Source organism: Mumia sp. zg.B21 (genome assembly GCF_019550855.1).
In the GTDB taxonomy this organism is placed as follows: Bacteria; Actinomycetota; Actinomycetes; order Propionibacteriales; family Nocardioidaceae; genus Mumia.
In genome coordinates this window covers 321,110-340,613 of sequence record NZ_JAHWCJ010000004.1, presented here as the reverse complement: position 1 = coordinate 340,613, position 19,504 = coordinate 321,110, and the positions used below count along the sequence as shown (strand labels likewise).

Sequence of the window (19,504 nt, the reverse complement as noted above, 5' to 3'; positions counted from 1 at the left end):
CGCGACACGACCGCTAATACGTGGCATCAGGCTGCGCGCACGACGAGAGCCCTGCGCACACAGGCAACGCGACTCTCGTGGGATTCGTGGTGGGCGCAGAGGGGATCGAACCCCCGACCGCCTCGTTGTAAGCGAGGTGCTCTACCGCTGAGCTATGCGCCCGACGCCGCGCGGCGCTCCAGAGTATCGGATGGCGCCCTGGATGAAGACAGAGGCGTGGCCGCTGGCGTCTCGGGTCACCAGCGGCCACGCGCTCATCAGTCTTGCACAGATCCGGGTCTGCGCGGCAGGATCATGCAGAGATTTCCTGCAGTGCGCCGAGGTAGCCGGCAAGGTCGCGCGCGTCGGGAAGTCCGTTCTCGATCTTCCACCGCACGACACCCTCCTCGTCGACCAGGAAGCTGCCTCGCAGCGCACACCCACGGTCGGCGTCGAAGACCCCGTACGAGGTCGCGACCGCACCGTGCGGCCAGAAGTCGCTCAGCAGCGAGAACGTGAGCCCGTCCTTCTCGGAGAAGGCCCGCAGAGCGAACATCGGGTCGCACGAGATCGCCAGCACGTCGGCATCGAGCTCGTTGAACGCAGCGAGGTTGTCGCGCAGCTCGCACAGCTCGCCGGAGCAGATCCCGCTGAACGCGAACGGATAGAAGACGAGCAGCGTCTTCTTGCCGCGGAGCGCCGAGAGGGAGACCTCCTCGCCGTGCTGGTTCTTGAGGGTGAAGTCAGGGGCCGTGGTCCCGATCTCGATCGTCATGGAGGGAAGTCACTCGCTCTCGTCGGTGTGGGTCAGCCGGCGCTTCAGGATCTTGCCCGTCGCGTTGCGCGGCAGCTCGTGCAGGAAGCGTACTTCGCGCGGGACCTTGTACCGAGCGAGACGCTCGCGCACGTGGAGCTTGAGGTCGTCCTCGGTCACGTCGTGCCCCGGCCGCAGGGCGACCCAGGCCAGCAGGCGGTGCCCGAAGTCGACGTCCTCCACGCCGACGACGGCGACCTCCAGGACGGCCGGGTGCCTCGCGAGACAGTTCTCGACCTCTTGCGGATAGACGTTCTCCCCGCCGGAGACGATCATCTCGTCGTCACGGCCCTCGACGAAGAGCAGACCGTCGCGGATGGTGCCGACGTCGCCGGTCGACATCAGACCGTCGACGACCTCCTTGCCGCCGCCGTGCGTGTACCCCTCGAACGGCAGGCCGTTGCGGACGAAGATGCGTCCGCTCGAGCCGGTCGCCGGACGCCCCTCGGTGTCGTAGAGGGCGATCACCGTCGCGATCGGTGGTGCACCCGCCGTGCCGGGGTGCGCGCGCATCTCGGCGGGTTGCGCGATCGTCACCCACGCGCACTCGGTCGAGCCGTAGGTGTTGTAGAGGTTGTCGCCGTACTGGTCCATCCACGCGGTCGCGAGGTCGCCGGGAAGCGACGAGCCGCTGGCCGCGACGATCGTGAGTGCGCTCAGGTCGTAGGAGTCGAGCTCTTCCTTCGGCAGCTGGAGCGCGCGCTGCAGCATCACCGGGATGACCACCGCCGCGTCGGACCGGGTCCGGGCCAGGGTGTCGAGGAAGTCACGCGGTGTGAAGCGGCGTCGTAGGACGAGCGTGGACCCGAGGAGCATCGCGAGGTTGAGGTGGCCCCATCCCCAGGTGTGGAACAGCGGGGCCGCCACGTGGACGGTCATCCGCGCGCGGAGCGGGATGCGGGACAGCAGCGCGGCTCCGGCGCTGAGCGAGCCGGACCCCCTGGCCGCGCCCTTCGGCGCTCCGGTCGTGCCCGAGGTGAGGATCACGGAGCGGCCCTCGCGCCGCGGGGCCGGCAGGTCGGTGCCGGGACGGGTGCTGACAAGCGATCCGACGGTGCCCGGACCAGGAACGTCGGCCCAGGCGACGACGCGGGCTGCGTCCGAGGGTGCCGACGCCACGACGTCGGAGAACTCGTCGTCGTGGACGATCGCCGCCGGCTTCTCGCGCTCGAGCAGCTCGCGCACCTGAGGGCCGGAGAACGCGGTGTTGAGATAGAGGACGTCGGCGCCGAGCCGCGCGACGGCGATGGCGGTGATCACGAACCAGCGGTGGTTGCGAGCCATCAGCGCGACGCCGTCGCCCTCGCCGACGCCCAGGTCGGACAGCGCACGGGCGAACGCGTTGGCCTGGGCACCGAGATCGGCGAAGGTGATGGACCCGAGATCGTCGTGGATGGCGACGGCGTTGGGGGTCCGCGCGGCGAGCGAGGCGTAGCCGCCGGCCAGACCGGTGCCCCAGCGGGCCAGGGCCCGCCCGACGCCGACGAGGGCACGGGGACCGTACGGTCGGACGACGCCGCACGTGGCGAGGGAGGCGAGAGTCAGCGCGGATGCAGCGGCGGGGTGCTGGCCCGGTCCGCGGAGCTGGTTCGTCATGGTGGTACCTCGGAAGTCGGGGGCACGTGGCCCTTAGTGTAACCATGAGTTACACCAAGGAGAACCCGCGCTCCTCCGGCGTCGGCCACCCGGCTTCGCGCCACCCGGCGCGACGAGTCAGCGCTTGTGGGTGGACAGCTTCGTCGCGGCCCAGTCAGGGCCTGCCGACGCGGTCGTCGTGGTCGACAGCCCTGCGATCGGAGCTGCCTCGGCGATGTCCCCGTTGTCGACGTACCCGGGTCGGCCGACCTTGGGCGTCAGGAGCCATACGGTCCCGCCCTCGGCAAGGTCTTGGAGCGAGTCCATCAACGCGTCGGCCAGGTCGCCGTCGTCGTCCCTCCACCAGAGCACGACACCGTCCACGACCTCGCCGTAGTCGCCGTCCACCATCTCGCTGCCGATGCGACTCTCGATCGCTTCACGAAGCGCGTCGTCGACGTCCTCGTCCCAACCGAGCTCCTGGACCACCATGTCGGGCTTGAAGCCCAGACGGTCCCCATGCCCCGGACGGTCCGCGTCCTGCGCGGTGGCGCTCACCGATGCCTCCCCAAGTGATGTGTTCCCAGGCTTCTTCCTGCCTAGGCGCCACACACTAGCGGCTCTCGGCGAAGGTGGGGCAGGGAGCGCTCCGCAGAGCCCTTAGGTCCGCCCGGAGGGGCGGCTACTCGCGGGTACTGGAACGCAGTGGAAAGATGGACGGCGGACGGCAGGCGACCCACCTGGAGCCGTCGACAGCGTTGCTGCCCACATCCGGCGCAGTCGCGATCTCGCGAGAAAAGGATTCGAAGTGGCCCAGTCATCCGACCGGCCCCCCGTCATCCACGAGGGCCTCCCGTCCCAGCTTCCCGACATCGACCCGGACGAGACCACAGAGTGGCTCGAGTCCTTCGACGAGATGGTCGAGGGACGGGGCCGCGGACGCGCGCGCTACATGATGCTGCGCCTGCTCGAGCGGGCCCGGGAGAAGCAGGTCGGGGTCCCCGCTCTCACCAGCACCGACTACATCAACTCGATCCCGCCCGAGCGCGAGCCCTGGTTCCCCGGAGACGAGGACGTCGAGCGACGCATCCGCGCCTACATCCGGTGGAATGCCGCCGTGATGGTCTCGCGGGCCAATCGAGAGGGCCTGGGCGTCGGCGGGCACATCGCGACGTACCAGTCCGCAGCCAGCCTGTACGAGGTCGGCTTCAACCACTTCTTCCGCGGCAAGGACCACCCGGGCGGCGGCGACCAGGTCTTCATCCAGGGCCACGCCTCCCCCGGCATCTATGCCCGCGCGTTCCTCGAGGGTCGCCTGACCGCCGAGCAGCTCGCCAAGTTCCGCCAGGAGGTCAGCCATGGTCCGGGCAAGGGGCTCGCGTCCTACCCGCACCCCCGGCTGATGCCCGACTTCTGGGAGTTCCCGACCGTCTCGATGGGGTTGGCGGCACTCAACTCGATCTATCAGGCGCGGTTCAACCGCTACCTCCAGAACCGCGGCATCAAGGACACCAGCGAGCAGCGCGTGTGGGCGTTCCTCGGCGACGGCGAGATGGGCGAGCCCGAGTCCCTGGGCGCGATCGGACTCGCCGCCCGGGAGGAGCTCGACAACCTCACGTTCGTCATCAACTGCAACCTGCAGCAGCTCGACGGGCCGGTCCGAGGCAACGGCAAGATCATCCAGGAGCTCGAGTCGACCTTCCGCGGCGCCGGCTGGAACGTCGTCAAGGTCATCTGGGGTCGCGAGTGGGACGACCTTCTGGCCCGTGACGTCGACGGCGTCCTGGTCAACCAGATGAACCGTACGCCCGACGGGCAGTTCCAGACCTACTCGATGGAGGACGGCGCCTACACGCGCGACCACTTCTTCGGGGCCGACCCGCGGCTGCTCAAGATGGTGGAGCACCTCACCGACGACCAGATCTCCAAGCTGCCGCGCGGTGGTCACGACTACCGCAAGGTCTTCTCCGCCTTCGATGCGGCGATGAACCACACCGGGCAGCCGACGGTGATCCTCGCGCAGACCATCAAGGGCTGGACGATCGACGCGCTCGAGGGCCGCAACGCGACCCACCAGATGAAGAAGCTCACCAAGGCCGACCTCAAGAAGTTCCGCGACCGGCTCTACCTGCCGATCAGCGACGAGGAGATCGACGGGTCCGAGCTCGCGCCGTTCTACCACCCGGGCGAGGACTCCGACGAGATGCAGTACATGCGGGAGCGTCGCCGTCAGCTCGGCGGGTCGCTGCCCAAGCGCGTCGTCCGGGCCAAGCCGCTCGAGCTGCCCGGCGACGCGACGTACGCCGAGCTGCGGGGCGGGTCCGGCAACCAGCCGGTCGCGACGACGATGGCCTTCGTCCGCCTGCTGCGCAACCTCATGCGCGACAAGGGTGTGGGCTCGCGCGTCGTGCCGATCGCGCCGGACGAGTTCCGGACGTTCGGCATGGACTCGATGTTCCCGACGGCCAAGGTCTACAACCCGCACGGGCAGTCGTACGAGTCGGTCGACCGCAAGATCCTGCTGGCCTACAAGGAGTCGACGTCCGGCCAGCTCCTTCACGAGGGCATCAGCGAGGCCGGCGCCGTCGCCTCGATGACCGCCGCCGGATCGGCGTACTCGACCCACGGCGAGCCCATGATCCCGGTCTACATCTTCTACTCGATGTTCGGGTTCCAGCGCACCGGCGACTCGCTGTGGGCGATGGCCGACCAGCTCTCGAAAGGCTTCCTGATCGGCGCGACCGCCGGTCGGACCACCCTGACGGGCGAGGGACTGCAGCACGCCGACGGCCACTCGCCGCTGCTCGCCCGCACCAACCCCGCGGCTGTGCACTACGACCCGGCGTTCGGGTTCGAGATCAGCCGCATCGTCCAGAACGGCATGGAGCGGATGTACGGCTCCACCGAGGACCACCCGCACGGCGAGAACATCTTCTACTACCTCACCGTCTACAACGAGCCCATCGTCCAGCCCGCCGAGCCCGAGGGCCTCGATGTGGACGCGCTGCTGAAGGGGATGTACCGCTACCGCGAGGCACCCGAGCGTGGCGAGGGGACCCCGCAGGCGCAGATCCTCGCTTCCGGCGTCGCCGTGCCGTGGGCGCTGGAGGCGCAGCGGATCCTCGCCGAGGAGTACGACGTCCGAGCCCACGTCTGGTCGGTGACGTCGTGGAACGAGCTCGCCCGTGACGCCGACGCTGCAGAGCGGGCGACCTTCAACGCCCCCGGAGACGAGCCTGCGACGCCGTACGTCACCAGGGCGCTGGCCGATGCCCACGGCCCGGTGTTGGCGGTGACCGACTACATGCGTGCCGTCCCCGACCAGATCGCCCGCTGGGTGCCCCAGCCGTGGACGTCCCTCGGCGCGGACGGGTTCGGCTTCGCTGACACCCGGGCTGCCGCGCGGCGGTTCTTCCAGATCGACACCGCGTCGATCGTGGTCGGCGTCCTCGAGGCCCTGGCCGCCAACGGCGAGGTCAAGGCCGAGACGGCGGCAGAGGCGTACGCACGGTTCCGGCTCGATGATCCGACCGCGGTCGCCGACGTCCCCCAGGAGGGCAGCGACGCCTGAGGGCGGCGGCACGGACGCGGTGGTGACCCCCGGCACACAAATTGGTTGCCGGGGGCCAACCCCCCGTCCTCTAAGATGTCCCCATGGCCCCCCGTGACGATTCGACGCCGGACAGCGCCACGGCAGGGTCCACGAGCTCGAGAGCGAGGGGTGGTCCGGTCATGGTCGAGACCGCGACACCGCCGGCGCTGCGACGGACCCCGACGTGGGTCCGCATCCTGCGCTGGCCCTACACCTTCCTGGTCGCCTTCTCGATCGCCGTGGGCGGTTTCACCATCTGGGCGTCCTACTACCTCGACCTGCCGATGCGGGACCCGGAGGGCTTCCTCGGGCCGGCCTACGTCCGGCTGCCGATGCTCGGGCTGCTCTTCATCGGCGGCGGCCTCGCCGTCCAGGCGTTCCTGCAGACCAGGAGTCTTCGGGGCCTGCGGTCCCGCGTCACGACGATCGTCCGCACGGAGTGGAGCTGGAGCCGGCTCATCCATGCCGCGCTCGGCCTGATCGCCTTCTACATCTCCTACGTCAGCTATCGCAACCTCAAGAGCTTCCTGCCGATCGTGCGCGAGGAGGTGCTCCACGACGCCGACCTGATGAAGATGGACCACTGGCTCTTCTTCGGTCACTACCCGGCACTTGTCCTGCACGACGTCCTCGGCACGGGGTTCATCGCGCTGATCCTGTCAACGATCTACGTCTCCTACCTGATGCTGACGCCGGTGTCGCTCGCGGCGGTGCTCGTCCTCAACAAGGACCTCTCGCTCGGCGCGTGGTACGCGACGGCGCTCAGCCTCAACTGGATCCTCGGCGTCGGCAGCTACTACCTCGTGCCGACGCTCGGACCGGTCTTCGCCAACCAGTCGCTCTTCGCCGACCTGCCTGGCGACAGCGGGGTGGCGGCGCTGCAACGATCGCTGGCGCACGCACGCTACGACGTCCTGAGCGACCCGTGGGCGACCGAGAAGATCCACGGCATCGCCGGGTTCGCCTCACTCCACGTCTCCGTCGTCCTGACCGCGTGCCTCTTCTTCGCCATCATCGGGATCAACAAGTGGCTGATGCGCGGCCTGTGGATCTACTTCACAGGCACCGTGCTGGCCACGATCTACTTCGGCTGGCACTACGTCGCCGACGACATCGGTGGCGTCGTCATCGCCGTCCTGTCGATCGCGATCGGCGCTGCGGTTACCGGCAACTGGGGCTACCGCAAGACACGCAGTCGCGAGCGCAAAGCTCAGAAGGCCGCCCTCCACTCCTCGTCGGTCTGACGGCGTACGCGCGGGGCGGCGCGCGCCGGCGTGTCAGCCGGCGACGCCGAGGTCGTCGGTGGTGAGCTCGACGATGCTCGCCGCAGCCCCGACAGAGTCCTGCGGGCCCTCGGTCTGCGCTCCGTCCCTGAGCGTGGCCCCCCACCGCCGCGGGCGGAACCTCGCGGGCGGTGCTCCGTCGACGAACCGCGTGAGCACGTCGACGAACAGCTCCGGCTGATCCTTGTGCGGGAAGTGTCCGGAGTCGGGGAACAGCTCCACGATCGTGTGGGGCGACCGTCTCTGGGCGGCGAGCGCGTGCCGGGACGGGATGACGGAGTCACCGGCACCCCACACCAGGCAGAGCGGAATCACCTCGGCGAGGTAGGCGCGGTCCTTCATGGTGATGCGCTGACCGCGCCAGTCGACGACGTGACTCGTGACGGCGCGCACGGCGGCGCGGGCACCGGGGTCGCTGAGCGACTCGTAGATGTCGGCGGCCTCGTCGAGGTCGCGGGTGTAGGGAAGACCCGTCCGGGCGAGCGTGCGGAGCGCGACGCGGACCGGCACCCGCAGCGGTGGGATCGTGGCCAGCCCGAGACCCACGCCCGCTCCCGGGACGGTGATCAGCCTGATCAGCGGCGACACCTCGGTGCCGAGCCCGCCCGTGGCGACGAGGCAGATCCGCTCGGTCCGGTCGGGATACTGGTAGGCGAACTGCATGGCCACACCTCCGCCGAGGCTGTGACCGACGACCGTGACGCGATCGATCTCGAGATAGGTCAGGAGGTCGCGCATGCCGTTGGCGTAGCCGCCCAGCGAGTAGTCGGCCCGTGGCTTGTCGGACTCGCCATGGCCCAGGAGGTCGGGGATCACCACGGTGAAGCGTTCGGCCAACCGTTCGGCCACCGGCAACCACGTCGTCGAGTCGCAGCCCAACCCGTGCAGGAGCAGCAGCGCGGGCCCTTCACCGGTGATCCGGTACGCGCGGCGGTAGCCGTGCAGCCTGACGAACCGCGTCTCCAGCGAACCTGGGCTGAGTCCGTTCATCGAGCAGCTCCTCGGCGCCGGGGGAAGTGGAGCCACGATACCGGCCGATGAGCCGTCCTGCACCTAGTCTGGGCCCTGTGACCGCCGGGACTCACGAGGACTACGCGCAGGTGCTGGACAAGGCATCCGGCGATCTGACGACGGCCGCGATCGCGACGATGGAGCGCGAGCTCCGGTGGTTCCACGAGCTCGACGCCGAGCACCGGTCGTGGATCTCCCTGATCGCGCACGCCGGGATCGCCCAGTGCGCCGAGTGGATGCGCACCGGCACGTCGGCTCTCGACGTGACGGGCTCGGTGTTCGGCGCAGCGCCGCGGGAGCTGACGCGCCACGTCACACTCCACCAGACGGTGTCGATGGTCAAGACGACGATCGAGGTCATCGAGCGCCACATCGACGACCTGTTCTCGGCCGACCAGGCCCAGGAGGTGCGCCGGCAGGTCTCGGCCTACGCGCGGGAGGTGGCGTTCGCGACCGCAGACGTCTATGCCCGCGCAGCGGAGTCGCGCGGGCAGTGGGACGCGCGGATGGAGGCGCTGGTCGTCGACGCCGTGGTCCGCGGCGAGCCCGAGGAGGTCATCCGGTCTCGAGCAGCGGCCCTGGGATGGGAGGCAGAGGGCGGCGTGACCGTGCTCGTCGGTGCCGCACCGCCCCCCGCAGGTGCCGGTGACGAGGGCGTCGAAGAGGAGGTTCGCCGTCGGGCTCGGGTGGCGGGGATGTCGACGTTGACCTCCGTGCAGCTCGAGCGGCTCGTCGTCCTCCTCGGCGACGTGGCTGATCTCGAGCACGCAGCGGAGGCGGTGGCCGACGCGTTCGGCCCCGGCGCTCTCGTCGTCGGCCCTGTGGTCGACCACATCGCCCACGCGCACCGCTCGGCGAGGGCCGCGCTCGCCGGACTCCGTGCTGCTCGCGGCTGGGCGGGTGCGCCGCGGCCGGTGCACGCCGACGACCTCTTGGTCGAGCGGTCGCTGGCCGGCGACGGCCATGCCCGGCGGGCGCTGGTCGACATGGTCCACACGCGGCTGTCCGGCACCGATCCCACGCTCCACGGGACGTTGGCGACGTTCCTCGAGCAGGGAGCGTCCGTGGAGGCCGCCGCGCGCCGCTTGTTCGTCCACCCCAACACCGTCCGCTACCGCCTCCGGAAGGTCCGCGACGCGACCGGGCTCGACCCGCTCAACCCTCGCGGCGCCTACACGCTGCGGGTCGGTCTCACGCTGGGCGGGCTGCTGTCGGTCCCCGACGAGACGCGACCACGTCCGTCGTTGTAGGAACCCCACAACCGACTCCCGCAATTTTGGGTCGAGTCTTCTTCGTGGTCAGAGTTTCTGGCAGGCAGTCTTGGTCTCGTGCTCGCGAAATGCCATTCGCGACCGACATCGCAGGGAATCCGACCTACGCGGCTCGGACCGGCCCGGCGACCAGGGAGCGGGGCATGGCGCGGCGGCCGCGAGAGCGGCCACAACGGGGGTCGTCCATCGCCGTACGCCGACGATGACGAGTCGCGCAACGACCACACCTCGCTGGGGCGTGGGGGGGTCGCCTTTGTAGAGTCGTCGGCCGCGTCCGCACCGGGCGCGGCCGACGATCCCGACCGGCGTCTCGTGCCGGTGCCACCCGAACCCCTGAGGTCACCATGCACGCGCCCCACGTCCCCGTGATCGACGAGCTCGCCGCGATCCTCGAGCAGATCGCTCCCGGATCGACCACGGCTCCGCTCAACCCGTCGTCGTCGTTCACCGAGGACCTCGGTCTCGACTCGCTGTCCCTGGTCCAGCTGGCGCTCGCCATCGAAGAGCGTCTCGGTGTGCGTATCCCCGACGCCGACCTCGCGACGTTGCGTACGGTCGGGGACGCGGTCGCCTACGTCGAGCGGCGTCTCGCCTCCTCCTGACGCACCCCTCCCGACGGCCCCGTGTGTGGTCCCCCGTGTCGTTTGTCATGATGGAGACCGATCACCGAGGAAGGGCCTTGATGGATCTCAGCAGGGAGACGGCGGACGGCGCGCGCAATCGTCTTGTCCTCAAGATCGTGCTCGGGCTCGTCGCGGCAGGGATCACGATCGGGCTCCTCATGGGGATCGCGGGTGCCTCCGCGATGCGGGCGCTGGGGTTCAAGGCGGACGACGCTCCGGCGGAGCCGGCCGCAAGTTCTCCCACCACCACGCCCAGCGCACCGGACACGGAGCCGACGACACCCGCGCCGACCGCGCCCAGCGCGACGCCCGAGGCGACTCCGAAACCGAAGAAGGAGCCCGCGTTCCGCGCCAGCAGCAGCCGGGTCAGACCCGGGGAGCGCATCGAGTTCCGAGGCCGCGCACCCGGCCTCGGAGCAGGCGCCACCCTGACCATCCAGCGCAAGGGCGACGGCGGCGGGTGGTCGGACTTCCCGGTCCGCCTCGAGACCCGCAAGGGCGGAACGTTCTCGACCTGGATCGTGACGAGCCGGTCAGGGCGTTGGGAGTTCCGTGCGGTTGGTGACGGCTTCTCGTCCCCGTCCGCGACGGTAGAGATCGGCTGAGCGGGAGGCACTCAGCCGACGTGCAGCCAGCGAACCGGCGCCCCGTCCCCGGCGTACCGGAACGCCTCGAGCTCGTCGTCCCACGGACGACCGAGAAGCAGCGCCACCTCCTCCTCGAGTGCCGCGGCCCCCAGCTCGGCCTTGGCCATCGCCGCCTTCAGCCGCTCTTCGGGGACCATGATGTCGCCGTGGAGGCCGATCGCCGCGTGGAAGACGCCCAGCGACGGCGTGGACGAGAACCGCATGCCCTCGCTGCGCGCTGTCGCCTCCTCGGTGACCTCGAAGCGCAACCGGTCCCAGCTGCGCAGGGTCGACGTGAGCGTGGCCGCGAGACCGACCGGCCCCTGCCAGGACAGCTCGCAGCGGTAGGTGCCCTGCTCGGCCGGCTGCGGCGACCACGCCAAGGTCGCGGGCATGCCGACGACGCCTGCGACCGCCCACTCGACGTGTGGGCACATCGCCGACGGTGCGGAGTGAACGTACAGAACACCCCGGGTGGCGTTGCTCATCAGTGCCTCCTGGATCGAGATCCGCCTTCCCCAACGTCCTCGACGGCAGGCACTCCCCTCATTGTGCCGCATCGGGGGGCGACGCACCACGCCTGTTGTGGGTCGTGCCGCTCCGCGTGCAAGGATCGGATGGAACCGTCCCACGCTCGAAGGAGGATCCTGTGAAGGTCGCCATCGCCGGAGGACACGGCAAGATCGCCCTGCTGCTGGCCCGCCAGCTCACGGCAGCCGGTCACGAGGCCGTGAGCCTCATCCGCAAGCCCGAGCAGTCCGACGACGTCCGCGCCACCGGGGCGACGCCCGCGGTCCTCGACCTCGAGCACAGCACCGCGACGCAGGTCGCCGAGGCCCTCACGGGATGCGACGCCGCCGTCTTCGCCGCGGGCGCCGGGCCCGGCTCGACCATCGAGCGCAAGTGGGCGGTCGACCGCGACGCTGCTGTCCTCCTGGCGGCGGGAGCGCAGCTCGCAGGTGCCTACCGCTTCGTCGTGGTGTCGTCGATGGGCGCGGGCGAGGGCGATCCCGACAGTGACGACGTCTTCCAGGTCTATCTCGCCGCCAAGGGCCAGGCCGACGACGCCGTTCGAGAGAGCGGTCTCGACTGGACGATCGTGCGTCCCGGCGGGCTCACCGACGATCCCGGCACGGGCCGGGTCGCGGTGGGCGACCACGTGGGACGCGGCACGATCCCGCGGGCGGACGTCGCAGCGGTCCTGGTGGCGGTGCTCGAGGCGCCGTCCACAGCACGCACCACCTTCGAGCTCATCGGGGGTGACGTCCCGATCGACGAGGCGTTGGCCTCGCTGCCGCCGGGCCCGCCGGTCTGACGAGGTCTCCGTCCGGCCTCAGCTGCGGATCGTCGCGATGGCGGAGACGACGTACTCGCGCGGCCGGCTCTTGCCGGTGAAGGCGACCCGCATGCTGCTGTCGTCATCACCGGACCCGACGACGGTCACGTCGTGGCTCACCGCGACGATCTCTCCGCCGCCCTCGGCGGCGACGGTGTCCTGCAGGCGAACCGACACCTCGGCCATGGCGGTCTGGATGCTCGTGCTGGCCGACGAGACGGCATAGACCAGAGCCGTGCCTGCAGCGGTCGGTTCGTTCGACATGGATCGCGTCCTCCGGCAGGGTGAGGGCCCATCTCGGGGCCGCGTGGTCACGCGCGGACGTCGGGCGTGTTGGCGCACCACCCTCGCGTCGCACGTGGGGCGGGTGGGGCTCGAACCCACGACCTGACGGATTATGAGTCCGCTGCTCTAACCGGCTGAGCTACCGCCCCGGGAAGGACAGCCTAGTGCGGCGAGGGAGGGCGCGAACAGCCCGGATGGGCCTACGATCGCGGGATGACAGACCTCCAGCGCGACGTTCCGCAGGCGCTCGAACCGCTCGACGAGAGCTGGTCAACCGCGCTCGCCGTCGTGGCCCACCCCGACGACATGGAGTTCGGCGCAGCCGCCGCCGTGGCGCGCTGGACCGGTCAGGGCAAACGTGTCGTCTACTGCATGGCGACCGCGGGCGAGGCGGGCATCGACGGCATGGAGCCCGAGACCACGAAAGAGGTCCGGACCGCCGAGGAGATCGAGTCCGCCCGGATCGTGGGCGTCGACACCGTCGAGTTCCTCGGTCTCCCTGACGGGACGATCGAGTACGGCGTGCCGCTGCGTCGTCTGATCGCCCAGATGGTCCGGACCCACCGACCGGAGATCGTGATCACCGGCAACTTCGACCAGTTCTTCCCCAACGGCATCCTGAACCAGGCAGACCACATCGCCGTCGGGCGGGCGACCCTCGACGCGGTGCGAGACGCCGGCAACCGCTGGGTCTTCCCCGAGCCAGGGCTGGAACCCTGGGGAGGCGTGCGTCAGGTCTGGGTGTCTGGCTCGCCGGGCGCTCGCCACGGCGTCGACATCACCGACACCTTCGATGCCGGTGTGGCGTCGTTGCGAGCGCACCAGGCCTATCTGGACGGGCTCGGCTGGGTGGACTTCGACCCGGCGGCATTCCTGGGGAGCATGGCCGAGCCGGCCGGCGCCCTCATGGGCACCCGGTATGCGGCGTCGTTCGAGGTGTTCTCCCTGGGGTTCCCCGACGACGACTGACCGGAGGCTCCGGGACACGAGAAAGCGGCCTGACTGCGGAAGTCTCCGCCTGTCAGGCCGCTGCTTGCTCCCCCGACTGGACTCGAACCAGTAACCTGCCGGTTAACAGCCGGCTGCTCTGCCAATTGAGCTACAGGGGAACGCCCCGAAGGCGCGACCGCTAGCCTACCAAGCACGTCGCGGGCCGCCCAAACCGGGGTCGTCAGTCGTCGGACGCGAGCCCGAGGTCGGAACGCACCACCGCCAGCGCTCGGGCGGTCGCCTCCTTGACCGCGGCGTCCTCGGAGGAGAGGCCCCGGTCGAGCAGGTAGGAGAAGGTGACCGGACCCTGCCGGGTCGGGGATCGCCGCGCCACCACCGTCACCGCGTCGCGACCGTCACCGACCCTCTGGTGCGCGCGAGCGAGGATGCTCGCATCGACGCGCTCCCGGGCCAGCTCGACCAGCCGCCCCGACCCTTCCAAGGTGACGACGTCGCGTCGCAGGGCTCCCTCGTCCGCGGTGAGGACGGTGACGGTGGACGCCTCGGCGTCCCACGCGAGCGACTCCACCCGCTCCCACGGGATGCGCCGCCGGTCACCGTCACCGAGGTCGAGGTGCAGGGCGGCGTCCGTGCCCAGCTGCCAGGCGCCACGTAGGTCTTGCTGGGCAGCGAGCACCCGCTCACCGTGCTCGCGGGCGATGTCACGGCGGACCTGGCGGGGCAGGGTGGGGGCCATGTCCCCCATCATCGACCATCACCCTCCGAGCCCGGACACGGCGGGATGCGTCCGCAGCGCTCGCAGCACGCGTCGCTCGGTCGCCCGGACCCAGGCGGTGGTGCGCCCGAGCTCGTCGGCCACGGCGCGGGCCGTACGAGGACCGCCTCCGTCGAGCCCGAACCTGCGCTCCACCACCTCACGGTCGCCTTCGGGAAGCGTCCTCAGCGCCTCACGCACCGCTGCCTCGGCGGTGAGGTCACGGCTGGCGGCCCCCCCGACCACGGCCACGTCGAGACCCGCGGCGTCGAGAGACACGACTGGGGCATCGGCAGCCATCAGGCGCTCGACGACCGACACCGCGAGGCCCGTCCGAGCGGCGATCGCGGCAGGCGCGGGCACACGTCCGGCCTCGTGGACCAGCGCCTCCGCCGCCTCGCGGCACGAGACCGCGTCACGCTCAGCCCTCGGAGGCAGGCGCACGGCACGCCGAGTGCTCATGCCGTCGGACACGTGGCGGCGCACCCATGCGACGGCGTACGTCGAGAACCGCGTGCCGTGTGAAGGATCGAACCGGTCGACCGCGGCGATGAGACCCAGCGTCCCCTCCTGGACCAGGTCACCGAGAGGCACGCCACGGTGCTGGTGGGACCGTGCGAGCGCCACCACCAGCCTCATGTTGGCCAGGACGAGGTGCGAGCGTGCCCGCAGACCGATGTCGACGGTCTCCTCGAGGGCGACACGGTCGCCTGGAGGATCCTCGAGCGAGGTCAGCCGCGCAGCAGCGCGCCGCCCGGCGGCGCAGGCCTCAGCGAGGCGGCGTTCGTCCTCGGCGCTCAGCAGCGGTGTGCGCGTCAATGCGCGCACCGGATCGAGTCTCAGCGGCACGGGGGCAGGAGGCATGCCCACAGTCTCGTGCCGGGGTCGCCGCCGTCGCGGGCCCGCGCACGGCCGCTGTGGACGGCGCCTGTCATGGCGACAGTGGGGACGAGGTCGCCGCGGGCTCGAGGGTGCTGGCGACTCAGGCCAGCGAGCCGCCGATGGCCCTCTCACGCAGCTGGCGGCGCTGCTGCTCGAGCGCCACCAGGTCGCCGAACATCGCGTTGTAGTCGGCCGTCGACTCCAGAGGATCGGTGCGCTGCAGCCTCGACTTGACCGCGGCGATCCTGCGCAGGATGGCGAGCTCCTGGACGCGGGCGGCGAGGGCGACGACGAGCGCGGCGTCAGGGACGCCCGACACCGGCAACGGGTCGACCGACAGATGGGCGAGCGTGCGCTGTGCCTGCGGGTCCCCGAGGCGGTCGCGAACCCGGGCGGCCCAGGCGTCGTCGGGCTTCGACGGCAGCCCTTCCGCCTTCGCCGCCGACCAGATCGCCGTCGCGTACGGGTGCGTGAAGACGTCGTCGTCGAGCGCGTCGGCGTACGGGGCGAGGAGGTGAGGGTGCTGGACGAGCACCTTCAGGAGCTCGCGCTCGTCGGTGAACCGCTGCTCCCCCAGGCTCGGCACCGGCGCCACAGGCTCGTCGGCCGCAGGACCCGACGTCGGGCTTGCCCCGTCGGTCGCCCCTGCCTCGTCGGACCGGCCCGCGCCACGGCTGCTGCTCGTGCGCGTGGCGGGGCGCGGAGCGGGACGGCGGCGGGCCTCACCCAGCTCGCGGCGGACCTCGTCGAGCTCGACGCCCACCGTGGAGGCGATCTCGCGGACGAACTGCTCGACCTTGCCCTGGTCGCGGACCGCCGAGACGAGCTCGACCGCCGATCGAAGGGCGTCGACCCGTTGGTCGGCGTGGTCGAGGTCATAACGGGCGACGACGTTGCGCAGCACGAAGCGGTAGAGCGGGATCCGGGACGCGACCAGCTCCTGCACCGCCGCGTCGCCCTGGTGGAGCCGTACGTCGCAGGGGTCCAGGCCGTCGGGCTGGACGGCTACGTAGGTCTGGGCGACGAACTGCGCGTCGCCCTCGAACGCGCGCATGGCGGCCTTCTGGCCCGCCTCGTCCCCGTCGAACGTGAAGATCACCTCACCGCGCATCGCCTCGTGGTCGAGGAGCAGCCGCCGGAGGACACGGGCGTGCTCCTCCCCGAACGCCGTGCCGCAGGTCGCCACCGCCGTGCCGACGCCGGCCTCGTGACAGGCCATGACGTCGGTGTAGCCCTCGACCACCACCGCCTGGCTGGACTTGGAGATCGCCTTGCGTGCGAGGTCGACCCCGTACAGGACCTGGCTCTTCTTGTAGAGCGGCGTCTCCGGGGTGTTGAGGTATTTCGCCTCGATCCGGTCGTCGTCGAAGAGGCGGCGCGCGCCGAAGCCCACCACGTCGCCGGACGCGTCGCGGATCGGCCACATCAGGCGGCCACGGAAGCGGTCGTACGGTCCGCGGTTGCCGCGGGCGACGAGGCCGGCGGCCACCAGGTCGTCGTCGGCGAACCCGCGCCCGCGGAGGTGCCGGTAGAGCGCCTCTCCGTCGCGAGGGGCGAACCCGACGCCGAAGCGTTCGGCCGCGTCGCGGGAGAACCCTCGCTCGGAGAGGAACTGGCGCCCCTTCACGGCGACCTTGTCGGACGCGAGCTGGTCGGAGTAGAACTCCTCTGCGGCGGCGTTGGCCGCGACCAGTCTCCCCCGCTGGGCGAAGTCCCGCTGCGGGCCTGCTGGACCATCGACGTAGGTCAGGGTGATCGCGTACTTGGCGGCCAGTCGCTCGACGGCCTCGCTGAAGCTGATCTGGTCGATCTTCTGGAGGAACGTGAAGACGTCACCGCCCTCTCCGCAGCCGAAGCAGTAGTACATCCCGCGCGACGGAGTGACGTTGAACGACGGCGACTTCTCGTCGTGGAACGGGCAGAGGCCCTTGCGGGAACCACCACCGGCGTTGCGCAGCGTCACGTACTGCTCGACGATCTCGTCGATCCGCGCACGCTCGCGCACTGCTGCGATGTCGTCCTCGCGGATCCGGCCTGCCACGCAGGCGAGTCTACGGTGCTCCCACGAGCCGGCCGCCGCCGTGCACGACGATGCCTAGAGCAGTCGTCGTCCCCAGGCGCGGGCCGAGTCGTCGGTGAGCGAGGCCACCTGGTCGACCACCACGCGCAGCCGCGACTCATCGGAGTCGGCCAACCGCAGATCGGCCGCGAACGGCGCCTCCAGCAGCTCCGGCCCCTTGGTGACCAGGACCTCGACGAGACCGGTGAGGAGGGTGCGCTGCTGCGCCAGCAGCTCGACTCTGGCGTCGTCACGCATGACGTAGTGCGCCGCGACCGCCTTCAGGACCGCGATCTCGTCGCGTGTCTCGTCGGGGACGACCAGGTCGGCCTCGTAGCGGGTCAGCGGGACCGACCCGTACGACGCACGGGTCGCGTCTCGCGCAGCCGCCGCGAAGCGTCCGACGAGCGCGCTCGTGAGTCCCTTGAGCGCGCCGAGCGAACGGCGGCTCCCGTCGTACGGCGAGGTGGGCCACTCGGGCATCGCGGTGAGCCGGGAGTACGCCGCGTCGAGCCGGCGGTCGGACGCGTCACGGACGTACCACTCGCGGACGGTCGACCAGATCACGTCGCGGTCGTCGGGGATGGCGAACAGGTCGACGCTGCCGGCGACGATCCCGTCCTCGACGTCGTGGACGCAGTAGGCGATGTCGTCGGAGAGGTCCATCACCTGGGCCTCCACGCAGCGGCGGTCGCCCGGGGCGTCGCGGCGGATCCAGCCGAAGACGGCGAGGTCGTCGTCGTAGACGCCGAACTTGCGCACCAACCGCGGAGACCCGTCGCCGTGGGTCCCCTCCGGGACGGGCGCGGCGTCGCGGGTCCACGGGTACTTCGTGCAGGCGTCGAGCGTCGCCCGCGTGAGGTTGAGGCCGACGCTGACGCCGTGCGGGTCGAAGGTCTTGGCCTCCAGCCTGGTGAGGATCCGCAACGTCTGAGCGTTGCCCTCGAACCCCCCGCACGCCGCCGCCACCTCGTCGAGCGCGCGCTCGCCGTTGTGCCCGAACGGGGGATGACCGAGGTCGTGAGCCAGCGCGGCCGAGTCGACCACGTCGGGGTCGCAGCCCAGCGACTTCCCGAGCTCCCGGGCGACCTGCGCGACCTCGAGGGAGTGCGTCAGACGGTTGCGCACGAAGTCGTCGGTGCCGGGTCCGACCACCTGGGTCTTGGCGGCGAGACGACGTAGCGCCGCCGAGTGGAGGATGCGTGCCCGGTCACGCTCGAACGCGCTTCGGCCGGCCCGCTTGGGCGGCTCCGGCACGACCCTCTCGCGGGCCGATGCGGGGTAGGGCTCGCGCGAGGGGGCGGGCACGTCGGGCGGGGTCACGTCCACGAGCCTAGCGATCCGTCAGCCCCTCTTGCGCATGCGTGCGGGAGGCCATACGTTTCGGAACGCCGTTCCACCGTCATCTCGGGAACGCGTCGGTCGGTGCCGTGTCCATCACCTCACGCACCAGGAGCACCGTTGAAGAACTCGTCACCGCGGCGTCTGCCGCGCCTGCTCGCCACTGCCGCCGGAGCCGTCGGCGCGATCGCCGCACTCCTCGTCGGCTCGCCGCCTCCGGCGTCGGCCGCCGTCGCCTGCTCGGGCTACTCCTCCTCCACCACCACCTGTGTCAGCTCCCCGATCACGGTCGGCGGCACGTCGTACGCCGCCGACTGGTACCTGCCCAACGGGACCGCCACCGGGCTGATGCTGGTCGAGCACGGCTTCAGCCGCAGCTGCAAGCACCTCCGCGGCACCAGCAAGGCGATCGCGCAGAAGGGCCTGATGGTCGTCTGCCTGAACGAGGACATGACAGCCGGCAACCCCGGGCTCGCCACGATCATCGGCAACGCCCTGGCCGACAGGGCCGTCGTCCCACCCAACGGCAAGCCCCTCCCCACGGCCTACATCGTCGGAGGCCACTCCGCGGGCGGGCACTTCGCCGCCCTCGTCGGGCAGCGACTCGCTCAGCGCGGCTACGCCGGGCTCAAGGGCGCCGTGCTCTTCGACCCGGTCGCGGCCGACGGGTTCACCGCCGCGCTCCTGGCGGTCTCTGCCGGCGGGTCGCGCCCGGTCCTGAGCATCGCTGCGCGCCCGAGCGTCATCAACCTCTTCAACAACTCGTTCGGTGCACTCACCTCGCTCGGCGCGGACTTCGTCGGTATCCAGCTGGTCTGGTCGAAGATCTCCCTGGGCACCCCGAGCGGCGGCAGCTGTCACATCGACAGCGAGGGCGAGAACACCGACTTCATCGGCGTGGCGGGAGCGCTCTGCAGCCCCAACGCCACGCAGACCGCTCGGCTGCGTGACTTCGCCTCGACCTGGGCGAAGGACCTCGCGACGGGCACACGCACGGCGTCGCACTACTGCACGGACGCCGACGTGGTCGCCACCTGCGGGTCGGTCGTGAGAGACCTCGTCGACCGGTCGCTGCCGCTCGCGGCACCGATCCGATGAGGTGACGTGTCCCCGCTGCCGGCC

Annotated in this window: 18 protein-coding genes and 3 tRNA genes; 8 read left to right on the top strand and 13 right to left on the bottom strand. The window is 70.6% G+C overall.

Features of this window, described 5'->3' with window-relative positions; genetic code table 11:
* Positions 1–87: 87 nt before the first annotated feature.
* The 4 genes from KV100_RS16920 to KV100_RS16905 all read right to left on the bottom strand — a co-directional run bounded on the left by KV100_RS16920 (position 88) and on the right by KV100_RS16905 (position 2,926).
* Positions 88–162: transfer RNA gene (locus KV100_RS16920), tRNA-Val, on the bottom strand.
* Between the two features lie 130 nt (positions 163–292).
* Positions 293–754 (bottom strand): peroxiredoxin, encoded by a 462-nt coding sequence (locus tag KV100_RS16915; RefSeq protein ID WP_220344268.1) that lies wholly within the window; start codon positions 752–754, stop codon positions 293–295.
* Positions 755–763: 9 nt separating this feature from the next.
* The gene (locus KV100_RS16910) at positions 764–2,389 is read right to left on the bottom strand and encodes an AMP-binding protein (RefSeq protein WP_220344267.1); all 1,626 of its coding nucleotides are present in this window, start codon (positions 2,387–2,389) and stop codon (positions 764–766) included.
* A 117-nt stretch (positions 2,390–2,506) separates the two neighbouring features.
* On the bottom strand, positions 2,507–2,926 hold the full coding sequence (locus tag KV100_RS16905) for a DUF3052 domain-containing protein (RefSeq protein WP_220344266.1): 420 nt from the start codon (positions 2,924–2,926) through the stop codon (positions 2,507–2,509).
* A gap of 250 nt (positions 2,927–3,176) precedes the next feature.
* Here KV100_RS16905 and aceE point away from each other — a divergent pair, with 250 nt between their 5' ends.
* Together aceE and KV100_RS16895 are read left to right on the top strand one after the other, a co-directional pair.
* Positions 3,177–5,939 (top strand): pyruvate dehydrogenase (acetyl-transferring), homodimeric type, encoded by a 2,763-nt coding sequence (aceE, locus tag KV100_RS16900; RefSeq protein WP_220344265.1) that lies wholly within the window; start codon positions 3,177–3,179, stop codon positions 5,937–5,939.
* Positions 5,940–6,100: 161 nt separating this feature from the next.
* Entirely contained in the window at positions 6,101–7,204 is a 1,104-nt protein-coding gene (locus KV100_RS16895) for a phosphatase PAP2 family protein (RefSeq protein ID WP_220344264.1), read from the top strand.
* Positions 7,205–7,237: 33 nt separating this feature from the next.
* Here KV100_RS16895 and KV100_RS16890 read toward each other — a convergent pair whose 3' ends face one another.
* Positions 7,238–8,233: an alpha/beta fold hydrolase gene (locus KV100_RS16890; protein WP_220344263.1), complete on the bottom strand. Its 996-nt coding sequence runs from the start codon at positions 8,231–8,233 to the stop codon at positions 7,238–7,240.
* 77 nt (positions 8,234–8,310) lie between these two features.
* Between KV100_RS16890 and KV100_RS16885 the strand changes: the two genes are divergently transcribed.
* From KV100_RS16885 to KV100_RS16875, 3 genes are all read left to right on the top strand, one after another.
* On the top strand, positions 8,311–9,504 hold the full coding sequence (locus KV100_RS16885; RefSeq protein ID WP_308291465.1) for a helix-turn-helix domain-containing protein: 1,194 nt from the start codon (positions 8,311–8,313) through the stop codon (positions 9,502–9,504).
* 365 nt (positions 9,505–9,869) lie between these two features.
* Positions 9,870–10,127: an acyl carrier protein gene (locus KV100_RS16880; RefSeq protein ID WP_220344261.1), complete on the top strand. Its 258-nt coding sequence runs from the start codon at positions 9,870–9,872 to the stop codon at positions 10,125–10,127.
* An 80-nt stretch (positions 10,128–10,207) separates the two neighbouring features.
* Positions 10,208–10,753, top strand: coding sequence for a hypothetical protein (locus KV100_RS16875; protein ID WP_220344260.1), 546 nt, complete (start codon positions 10,208–10,210; stop codon positions 10,751–10,753).
* A gap of 11 nt (positions 10,754–10,764) precedes the next feature.
* Here KV100_RS16875 and KV100_RS16870 read toward each other — a convergent pair whose 3' ends face one another.
* Positions 10,765–11,262 carry a DUF3145 domain-containing protein gene (locus tag KV100_RS16870; protein ID WP_220344259.1) on the bottom strand — a complete coding sequence of 166 codons (498 nt, stop codon included), beginning with the start codon at positions 11,260–11,262 and terminating at the stop codon, positions 10,765–10,767.
* A 161-nt stretch (positions 11,263–11,423) separates the two neighbouring features.
* Here KV100_RS16870 and KV100_RS16865 point away from each other — a divergent pair, with 161 nt between their 5' ends.
* Positions 11,424–12,089, top strand: coding sequence for an SDR family oxidoreductase (locus tag KV100_RS16865; protein ID WP_220344258.1), 666 nt, complete (start codon positions 11,424–11,426; stop codon positions 12,087–12,089).
* Between the two features lie 18 nt (positions 12,090–12,107).
* Here the strand turns inward: KV100_RS16865 and KV100_RS16860 are convergent, their stop codons facing one another.
* Positions 12,108–12,374, bottom strand: coding sequence for a hypothetical protein (locus KV100_RS16860; protein WP_220344257.1), 267 nt, complete (start codon positions 12,372–12,374; stop codon positions 12,108–12,110).
* Positions 12,375–12,469: 95 nt separating this feature from the next.
* A tRNA-Ile gene (locus KV100_RS16855) sits at positions 12,470–12,544 on the bottom strand.
* Between the two features lie 64 nt (positions 12,545–12,608).
* Here KV100_RS16855 and KV100_RS16850 point away from each other — a divergent pair.
* A complete protein-coding gene (locus KV100_RS16850; protein WP_220344256.1) occupies positions 12,609–13,364 on the top strand; it encodes a PIG-L deacetylase family protein in 756 nt (251 codons plus the stop codon).
* 67 nt (positions 13,365–13,431) lie between these two features.
* On the opposite strand, the gene KV100_RS16845 is transcribed toward KV100_RS16850, so the two are convergent.
* From KV100_RS16845 to KV100_RS16825, 5 genes are all read right to left on the bottom strand, one after another.
* Positions 13,432–13,504 (bottom strand) — tRNA-Asn (locus tag KV100_RS16845).
* Positions 13,505–13,566: 62 nt separating this feature from the next.
* On the bottom strand, positions 13,567–14,082 hold the full coding sequence (locus tag KV100_RS16840) for a hypothetical protein (RefSeq protein WP_220344255.1): 516 nt from the start codon (positions 14,080–14,082) through the stop codon (positions 13,567–13,569).
* A gap of 18 nt (positions 14,083–14,100) precedes the next feature.
* Positions 14,101–14,964: a sigma-70 family RNA polymerase sigma factor gene (locus KV100_RS16835; RefSeq protein ID WP_220344254.1), complete on the bottom strand. Its 864-nt coding sequence runs from the start codon at positions 14,962–14,964 to the stop codon at positions 14,101–14,103.
* Positions 14,965–15,082: 118 nt separating this feature from the next.
* Complete coding sequence (gene dnaG, locus KV100_RS16830; protein ID WP_220344253.1) at positions 15,083–17,023, bottom strand: DNA primase; 1,941 nt, start codon at positions 17,021–17,023, stop codon at positions 15,083–15,085.
* A gap of 54 nt (positions 17,024–17,077) precedes the next feature.
* Positions 17,078–18,364: a deoxyguanosinetriphosphate triphosphohydrolase gene (locus tag KV100_RS16825; protein WP_301021765.1), complete on the bottom strand. Its 1,287-nt coding sequence runs from the start codon at positions 18,362–18,364 to the stop codon at positions 17,078–17,080.
* 138 nt (positions 18,365–18,502) lie between these two features.
* Between KV100_RS16825 and KV100_RS16820 the strand changes: the two genes are divergently transcribed.
* Complete coding sequence (locus KV100_RS16820) at positions 18,503–19,480, top strand: alpha/beta hydrolase fold domain-containing protein (protein ID WP_220344252.1); 978 nt, start codon at positions 18,503–18,505, stop codon at positions 19,478–19,480.
* Positions 19,481–19,504 lie beyond the last annotated feature (24 nt).

Bases quoted from the DNA above. Each gene is read 5' to 3' on its own strand.
- KV100_RS16860 (WP_220344257.1), bottom strand. From the start codon at position 12,374: ATGTCGAACGAACCGACCGCTGCAGGCACGGCTCTGGTCTATGCCGTC.
- KV100_RS16880 (WP_220344261.1), top strand. From the start codon at position 9,870: ATGCACGCGCCCCACGTCCCCGTGATCGACGAGCTCGCCGCGATCCTC.
- KV100_RS16890 (WP_220344263.1), bottom strand. From the start codon at position 8,233: ATGAACGGACTCAGCCCAGGTTCGCTGGAGACGCGGTTCGTCAGGCTG.
- KV100_RS16895 (WP_220344264.1), top strand. From the start codon at position 6,101: ATGGTCGAGACCGCGACACCGCCGGCGCTGCGACGGACCCCGACGTGG.
- KV100_RS16915 (WP_220344268.1), bottom strand. From the start codon at position 754: ATGACGATCGAGATCGGGACCACGGCCCCTGACTTCACCCTCAAGAAC.
- KV100_RS16875 (WP_220344260.1), top strand. From the start codon at position 10,208: ATGGATCTCAGCAGGGAGACGGCGGACGGCGCGCGCAATCGTCTTGTC.
- KV100_RS16835 (WP_220344254.1), bottom strand. From the start codon at position 14,964: ATGCCTCCTGCCCCCGTGCCGCTGAGACTCGATCCGGTGCGCGCATTG.
- KV100_RS16850 (WP_220344256.1), top strand. From the start codon at position 12,609: ATGACAGACCTCCAGCGCGACGTTCCGCAGGCGCTCGAACCGCTCGAC.
- KV100_RS16870 (WP_220344259.1), bottom strand. From the start codon at position 11,262: ATGAGCAACGCCACCCGGGGTGTTCTGTACGTTCACTCCGCACCGTCG.
- KV100_RS16910 (WP_220344267.1), bottom strand. From the start codon at position 2,389: ATGACGAACCAGCTCCGCGGACCGGGCCAGCACCCCGCCGCTGCATCC.
- KV100_RS16840 (WP_220344255.1), bottom strand. From the start codon at position 14,082: ATGGCCCCCACCCTGCCCCGCCAGGTCCGCCGTGACATCGCCCGCGAG.